This window comes from Acidovorax sp. GW821-FHT09B03 (assembly GCF_059418305.1).
In genome coordinates, this window is sequence record NZ_JBWKPP010000013.1 from 187,291 (window position 1) to 194,328 (window position 7,038).

Below are 7,038 nucleotides of genomic sequence, written 5' to 3' on the forward strand. Positions count from 1 at the left end.
ACCAGGAGACACCCACCATGCGTGAAGCCGTCATCGTTTCCACCGCCCGCACCCCGCTGGCCAAGTCGCACCGCGGCGAATTCAATGCCACGCCGGCTGCCCAACTGGCCGCGTTCTCCGTCACGGCGGCCGTCGAGCGCTCGGGCGTGGACCCAGCCATGTTCGAGGACTTCATCCTGGGCTGCGGCAACCCCGACGGCTTCCAGGGCCGCAACCTGGGCCGCCAGACCGTGCTGCGCGCCGGACTGCCGCTGTCGGTGGCGGGCACCACGGTCACGCGCTTTTGCGCCTCGGGCCTGCAGTCCATCGCCATCGCGGCCGGCCGCATCGTGGCCGAGGGCGTGCCGGCGATGATCGCGGGCGGGGTGGAAACCATCTCCGGTATCCGCCCGGGCAACAACCTGCCCACCGACATGGACCCCTGGCTCGTGGAGCACAAGCCCGCGCTGTACATGGCCATGATCGACACCGCCGATGTGGTGGCCCAGCGCTACGGCATCTCGCGCGAGGACCAGGACGCCTTCTCGCTGCAGAGCCAGCAGCGCACGGCGGCCGCGCAGGCTGCTGGCCTGTTCGACGCCGAGATCATCCCCTGCGCCACGCGCATGGCCGAAAAGAACAAGGACACCGGCGAGGTCACCTACCGCGACGTGGTCGCCACGCGCGACACCTGCAACCGCCCCGGCACCACGCTCGAAGGCCTGCTGGCGCTCGAACCCGTCAAGGGCCCCGGCCAGTTCGTCACGGCCGGCAATGCCTCGCAGCTGTCCGATGGCTCCTCGGCCTGCGTGCTGATGGAGGCCAGGGAGGCCGAGCGCCTGGGCCTGCAGCCGCTGGGCGCCTTCCGCGGCATGGCGGTGGCCGGCTGCGAGCCCGATGAGATGGGCATCGGCCCGGTGTTCGCCGTGCCCAAGCTGCTGGCGCGCCATGGCCTCACGGTCGAGGACATCGGCCTGTGGGAGCTCAACGAGGCCTTCGCCTCGCAGGCCCTGTACTGCCAGCGCCGGCTGGGCATTCCCATGGAGCGGCTGAACGTCAACGGCGGCGCCATCTCCATCGGCCACCCCTTTGGCATGACGGGCGCACGCCTGGCCGGCCACATCCTGCTCGAAGGCCGGCGCCGCAAGGCGAAATGGGGTGTGGTGACCATGTGCATCGCCGGTGGCATGGGCGCCGCCGGGCTGTTTGAAATATTCTGAAGCGAGGCACGACATGGATCTGCAATTCACCCCTGAGGAACAGGCCTTTCGCGAGGAAGTGCAGGCCTTTCTGAAAGACCAACTGCCCGCCTCCCTGGCGCACAAGGTCAAGGCCGGACAGCGCCTGACCAAGGCCGACCAGGAAGGTTGGCATGCCATCCTCAACGCACGCGGCTGGCTGGCCAACCACTGGCCCGCGCAGTACGGCGGCCCGGGCTGGGGCGCGGTGCAGAAGTTCATCTTCGACACCGAGTGCGCCGTCGCGGGCGGGCCACGCATCGTGCCGTTCGGTCTCAACATGTTGGGACCGGTGCTGATCAAGTACGGCAACGAGGCACAGAAGCAGTACTGGCTGCCGCGCATCCTGAGCGGTGCCGACTGGTGGTGTCAGGGTTACTCCGAGCCGGGCGCGGGCTCAGACTTGGCCTCGGTCAAGACCACGGCTGTGCGCGGATCGGATGGAAAGGGCGAGCACTACATCGTCAACGGCCAGAAGACCTGGACGACCCAGGGCCAGCATGCCAACATGATCTTCTGCCTGGTGCGCACCCAGCGCGAGGCCAAGGCCCAGGCGGGCATCAGCTTTCTGCTGGTGGACATGGACACCCCGGGCGTGGAGGTGCGCCCCATCCGCACGCTCGACGGCGACAGCGAGGTCAACGAGGTGTTCTTCACCGATGTGCGCGTGCCGGTCGAGAACCTGGTGGGCGAAGAGAACAAGGGCTGGACCTACGCCAAGTACCTGCTGACCTACGAGCGCACCGGCATTGCCGGCGTGGGCTTCTCGGTGGCCGCGCTCGAAAAGCTCAAGGTCATCGCCGCCAGAGTGCAGCGCAATGGCCGCCCGCTGGACCAGGACCCGCAGTTCGCCACGCGCATGGCCAAGGTCGAGATCGACCTCGAGAACATGAAGACCACCAACCTGCGCGTGATCGCGGCCGTGGCCGGCGGCGGCGTGCCGGGGGCCGAAAGCTCCATGCTCAAGATCCGCGGCACCGAGATCCGCCAGGAGATCCTGTCCTTGATCCGCCGCGCCATGGGCCCTGCGGCCCTGCCCTACATCGAGGAGGCGCAGCACCAGGACCTTGCAGGCCCCTCCACGGGCCCTGCCGAGGCGGCCACGGCGGCAGCCAACTACTTCAACTACCGCAAGCTGTCGATCTTCGGCGGCTCCAATGAAATCCAGAAGAACATCATCTCCAAGATGATCCTGGGCCTGTGAGGTTGCCGCGATGAACTTTGAACACACCGAAGACCGCCGCATGCTGGCGGACACCCTGGACCGCTTTGTCGCCGGGCAGTGCCCCATGGAGACCCGCAACGCCATTGCCTATGGCGCGACCGGCATGTCGCCGGACCTTTGGGGCCAGTTCGCCGAGCTGGGCGCCATTGGCGCCCTCTTCCCCGAAGCCGATGGCGGCTTTGGCGGTGCCGGCTTCGATATCGCCGTGGTCTTCGAGGCCCTGGGCCGTGGCCTGGTGGTGGAGCCCTTTCTAGGAGCCCTGATGGTCGGGCGCGCCCTGGCGGCGGCTGGAACGCCTGCGCAAAAGGAGCGCATTGCGGGCCTGATCGACGGCAGCACCGTGGCCGCGCTGGCGCACGACGAGCCGGGCAGCCACTACGAACTGGCGCGCGCCGCCACGCAGGCCGTGCGCAACGACAAGGGCTGGGCACTTTCGGGCACAAAGGCCATGGTTGTGCAGGGCGCGCAGGCGCAGCTGTTGCTGGTCTCGGCCCGCACCGCGGGCGCGGTGGACAGCGAGGACGGCATTTCGCTGTTCCTCGTGCCGGCCGATGCGCCGGGCGCGGAGCGCCGCGGCTATGGCCGCATCGACGGTGGGGGCGCTGCCGACATCACCTTCAACAATGTGCAGGTAGGCGCGGACGCGCTGCTGGGCACCGAGGGCCAGGGCCTGGCCACGCTGGAGCTGGCCCTGGGCTGGGGCGTGCTGGCGCTGTGCGCCGAGGCGCTGGGCGCCATGGAGGTGGCCAAGAAGGATACGCTCGAATACCTGCAGACGCGCAAACAGTTCGGCGTGCCGATCGGCAGCTTCCAGGCGCTGCAGCATCGCATGGCCGACCTGCTGCTGGAGGTGGAACAGGCACGCTCGGCCGTGATCAACGCCGCGGCCGCCATGGATGGCGAGCGCGTGGAGCGCGAACGGTCACTGTCGGCCGCCAAGTTCACCATCGGCCGCATTGGCGCCCTGGTGTCCGAGGAGAGCATCCAGATGCATGGCGGCATCGGCATGACCTGGGAGCTGCCGCTGTCGCACTATGCCAAGCGGCTGGTGATGATCGACCACCAGCTGGGCGACGAAGACCACCACCTGGCGCGCTACATGGCGCTGGGCTGACACCGGGCCCCCATTTTTCCGGGACATCCAAGGAGACTGAACCATGACCATCCAACAACCGTCCCAGGAAATCGACCTGCCCCTCGAAGGCGTGCGCGTGCTGGACCTGTCGCGCGTCTTCGCCGGGCCGCTGTGCGGCCAGGTGCTGGCCGACTTCGGCGCCGAGGTCATCAAGGTCGAGCACCCGGGCCGCGGCGACGACACGCGCGACTGGGGCATGCGCATCGGCAAGACCGAGACCACCTACTACAACAGCATGAACCGCAACAAGCGGTCCATCACGCTGGACCTGCAAAGCCCCGAGGGCCTGCGGATCATCCACGACCTGCTGCCGCAGTTCGACGTGGTGATCCACAACTTCAAGACCGGCGGCGCCGAGAAGCTGGGCCTGGGCTACGAGCAGTTGAGGGCCATCCGGCCCGACCTGGTCTACTGCGCCGTGGCTGGCTACGACGCGAGCGGCCCCGAGGCCAAGCGCCCCGGCTACGACCTGGTGATCCAGGGCGAAGCCGGCCTCATGGCGCTGAACGGCGAAGCCGAGCAGCCGCCCCTGAAGTTCGGCGTGGCCGTGGTGGACCTGGTGACCGGCATGCATGCCGCCCAGGCCGTGCTGGCCGCCCTGTTCCGCCGCGAGCGCACGGGCAAGGGCCGGCTCATCGAGATGGCGCTGTACGACTGCGGCATCATGGTCACCGGCTACTACGGGCTCGACGCGCTGCAGCTGGGCCGCGACCCGGCGCGCTACGGCAACGCCCACCCCTCCATCGTGCCCTACGGCATGTTCGAGGCGGCCGACGGCCCACTGATCATCGCCGTGGGCAACAACACGCAGTTCGACAAGTTTTGCCGCCAGGTCATCGGGCGGCCGGACATCGTCGAAGACCCGCGCTTCGCGACCAATGTGGAGCGCGCCAAGAACAGGCCGGCACTGGTGCCGCTGCTCAACGGCATGATCCTCTCACTGCCGCGCGATGCGCTGCTCGAACGCATGGCGGCCGCCGGCATCCCTTGCGGCCGGGTTGCGGGCCTGCACGAAGCCCTGACCAGCGAGCGCACGCGCGCGAGCGGCCTGGTGCAGGACATGCCCCACCCCGTGACCGGAACCACACCGGTGTTTGCGCCGCCCTATCGGCTGGACGGCCAGCGCCTGCCTGTGCGCAATGCACCACCCACGCTGGGCGAGGGCACGCGCGAAGTGCTGCAGCGCCTGCTTGCGCTGGGCGAGGACGAACTGCAGCAACTGCAGCAGCAGGGCGTGCTGACCCTTCCGACCGCCTGACGCCACCCGTGCAAACCGACATTCACAACACCGAGACAAGACCATGAGAACCTCTTTCAACCGCCGCACCGCCCTGCAGGGCCTGGCCGCCCTGGGCGGCGCAGCCCTGCTGGGCAGCAGCCTGGCCCAGCCCGCCAAGGACGCCTGGCCTGCCAGCCTGATCAAGCTGATCGTGCCCTTCCCGGCCGGCGGCCCGACAGACACGGCCTCGCGCATCGTCGGACAGAAGCTGGCCGAGCGCCTCAAGCAGGCCGTGGTGGTGGAGAACCGCCCGGGCGCTTCGGGCTCCATCGCCGCGCTGCAGGTGATGAAGGCCGAGCCCGACGGCTACACGCTGATGATGCTGGCCACCCCCACCCTGCTGGCGCCCCACCTGTACAAGAAGGCGGGCTACGACACGGTGAAGGACTTCGCCCCGGTGGCCACGGTGTACGACCTGCCCATCGTCGTGGTGGTCAACCCCACCCAACTGCCGGACGTGACCGACCTGCGCAAGCTCATTGCCCACGCCAAGGCGCAGAAGACGCCGCTCAACTACACCAGTTCGGGCGCGGGCAGCTTCGGCCACCTGAGCATGGAGCTGCTCAAGCAGATGGGCGGCTTCGACATGCAGCACGTGCCCTACAAGGGCGGCGTTCCGGCCATCACCGACACCATCGGCGGCCAGGTGCCGGTGATGTACGCCGACCTGGTGGCCGCCCTGCCCCACATCAAGGCCGGCAAGCTGCGCGCCATCGCCATCGGGTCGCCCCAGCGCGTGGCCATGCTGCCTGATGTGCCGACCATCGCCGAGCAGGGCTTCAAAGGCTATGACGCCGTCTCCTGGGGCGGCCTGCTGGCCCCTGCGGGTACGCCCAAGGCGGTGGTGGAGCGCATCGCCGGCGAGGTCCGCCAGATCCTGGCCGACAAGGAGATCCAGGAAAAGCTGCTGCATGCCGGTGCCATCGCACGCTTCCAGGACCCGGCGCAGATGGGCCAGCACCTGCAGCAGGACTATGCCAAGTGGGGCCAGCTGATCCGCGAAAAATCCATCGCCACGGAGTGACACCGCCATGAAGACACGCATCACCGAACTCTTCGGCATCGAGCACCCGATCATCCAGGGCGGCATGCACCACGTGGGCCTGGCCGAGCTGGCGTCGGCCGTCTCCAATGCGGGTGGCCTGGGCATGGTCACGGGGCTGACGCAGCGCACGCCCGAGCTGCTGGCGCGCGAGATCGCGCGTTGCCGCGCCATGACCGACAAACCCTTTGGCGTGAACCTCACTTTTCTGCCCTCGGTCAACCCGCCCGACTACCCGGGCTACGTGAAGGCCATCATCGACGGCGGCGTGAAGGTGGTCGAGACCGCGGGCAACAACCCGCAGAAGTGGCTGCCGGCGCTCAAGGAGGCCGGCATCAAGGTCATCCACAAATGCACCTCGGTGCGCCATGCGCTCAAGGCCCAGGCCATCGGCTGCGACGCGATCAGCGTCGATGGCTTCGAGTGCGGCGGCCATCCGGGCGAGGACGACGTGCCCAACTTCATCCTGCTGCCGCGGGCGGCAGAAGAGCTGAGCATCCCCTTCGTCGCCTCGGGCGGCATGGCCGACGGCCGCTCGCTCGTGGCCGCGCTGGCCCTGGGCGCCGAGGGCATGAACATGGGCACGCGCTTCATCGCCACACAGGAGGCGCCGGTGCACGAGAACGTCAAGCGCGCCATCGTCGCGGCCAGCGAACTCGACACGCGCTTGGTCATGCGCCCGCTGCGCAACACCGAGCGGGTGCTGAGCAACGCCGCCGTGGAGCGCCTGCTGCTCAAGGAGCGCGAGCTGGGCGCGGCGATCACCTTCGAGGACATCCTGCCCGAAGTGGCCGGTGTCTACCCACGCATCATGCAAAGCGGCGAGATGGATGCCGGCGCCTGGTCCTGCGGCATGGTCGCCGGGCTGATCCACGACGTGCCCACGGTGCAGCAATTGATCGACCGGACCATGGCCGAGGCCCATGCCCTGATCCACGAACGCCTGGCAGGCCTGGCCCGCTGAGCCTTCCACCCACTCAGAAAGAATTCCATGAAAGCAATCGTCGCCGTCAAGCGCGTGGTGGACTACAACGTCAAGGTCCGAGTCAAGTCGGACCAAACGGGTGTGGACATCGCCAACGTGAAGATGAGCATGAACCCCTTTGACGAAATCGCCGTCGAAGAGGCCGTGCGCCTGAA

Annotated in this window: 6 protein-coding genes and 1 pseudogene; all 7 read left to right on the forward strand. The window is 68.2% G+C overall.

The annotated features are described in order from the left end of the window. Nucleotides 1–17 precede the first annotated feature (17 nt). Complete coding sequence (locus AC07PA_RS21950) at nucleotides 18–1,199, forward strand: acetyl-CoA C-acyltransferase (RefSeq protein WP_007853791.1); 1,182 nt, start codon at nucleotides 18–20, stop codon at nucleotides 1,197–1,199. Nucleotides 1,200–1,212: 13 nt separating this feature from the next. Beyond that, nucleotides 1,213–2,421: an acyl-CoA dehydrogenase family protein gene (locus tag AC07PA_RS21955; RefSeq protein ID WP_007853789.1), complete on the forward strand. Its 1,209-nt coding sequence runs from the start codon at nucleotides 1,213–1,215 to the stop codon at nucleotides 2,419–2,421. Nucleotides 2,422–2,431: 10 nt separating this feature from the next. Beyond that, entirely contained in the window at nucleotides 2,432–3,556 is a 1,125-nt protein-coding gene (locus AC07PA_RS21960; RefSeq protein ID WP_494608768.1) for an acyl-CoA dehydrogenase family protein, read from the forward strand. A gap of 43 nt (nucleotides 3,557–3,599) precedes the next feature. Next, nucleotides 3,600–4,835 (forward strand): CaiB/BaiF CoA transferase family protein, encoded by a 1,236-nt coding sequence (locus AC07PA_RS21965; RefSeq protein WP_494608767.1) that lies wholly within the window; start codon nucleotides 3,600–3,602, stop codon nucleotides 4,833–4,835. A gap of 43 nt (nucleotides 4,836–4,878) precedes the next feature. Further along, nucleotides 4,879–5,880, forward strand: coding sequence for a tripartite tricarboxylate transporter substrate binding protein (locus AC07PA_RS21970; RefSeq protein WP_494608766.1), 1,002 nt, complete (start codon nucleotides 4,879–4,881; stop codon nucleotides 5,878–5,880). 7 nt (nucleotides 5,881–5,887) lie between these two features. After that, a complete protein-coding gene (locus tag AC07PA_RS21975) occupies nucleotides 5,888–6,862 on the forward strand; it encodes an NAD(P)H-dependent flavin oxidoreductase (protein WP_494608765.1) in 975 nt (324 codons plus the stop codon). A 27-nt stretch (nucleotides 6,863–6,889) separates the two neighbouring features. Further along, a pseudogene (locus AC07PA_RS21980) lies at nucleotides 6,890–7,038 on the forward strand (electron transfer flavoprotein subunit beta/FixA family protein); the annotation flags it as partial.

Coding starts and splice junctions, on each gene's coding strand:
- AC07PA_RS21950 (WP_007853791.1), top strand. CDS start 18: ATGCGTGAAGCCGTCATCGTTTCCACCGCCCGCACCCCGCTGGCCAAG.
- AC07PA_RS21955 (WP_007853789.1), top strand. CDS start 1,213: ATGGATCTGCAATTCACCCCTGAGGAACAGGCCTTTCGCGAGGAAGTG.
- AC07PA_RS21960 (WP_494608768.1), top strand. CDS start 2,432: ATGAACTTTGAACACACCGAAGACCGCCGCATGCTGGCGGACACCCTG.
- AC07PA_RS21965 (WP_494608767.1), top strand. CDS start 3,600: ATGACCATCCAACAACCGTCCCAGGAAATCGACCTGCCCCTCGAAGGC.
- AC07PA_RS21970 (WP_494608766.1), top strand. CDS start 4,879: ATGAGAACCTCTTTCAACCGCCGCACCGCCCTGCAGGGCCTGGCCGCC.
- AC07PA_RS21975 (WP_494608765.1), top strand. CDS start 5,888: ATGAAGACACGCATCACCGAACTCTTCGGCATCGAGCACCCGATCATC.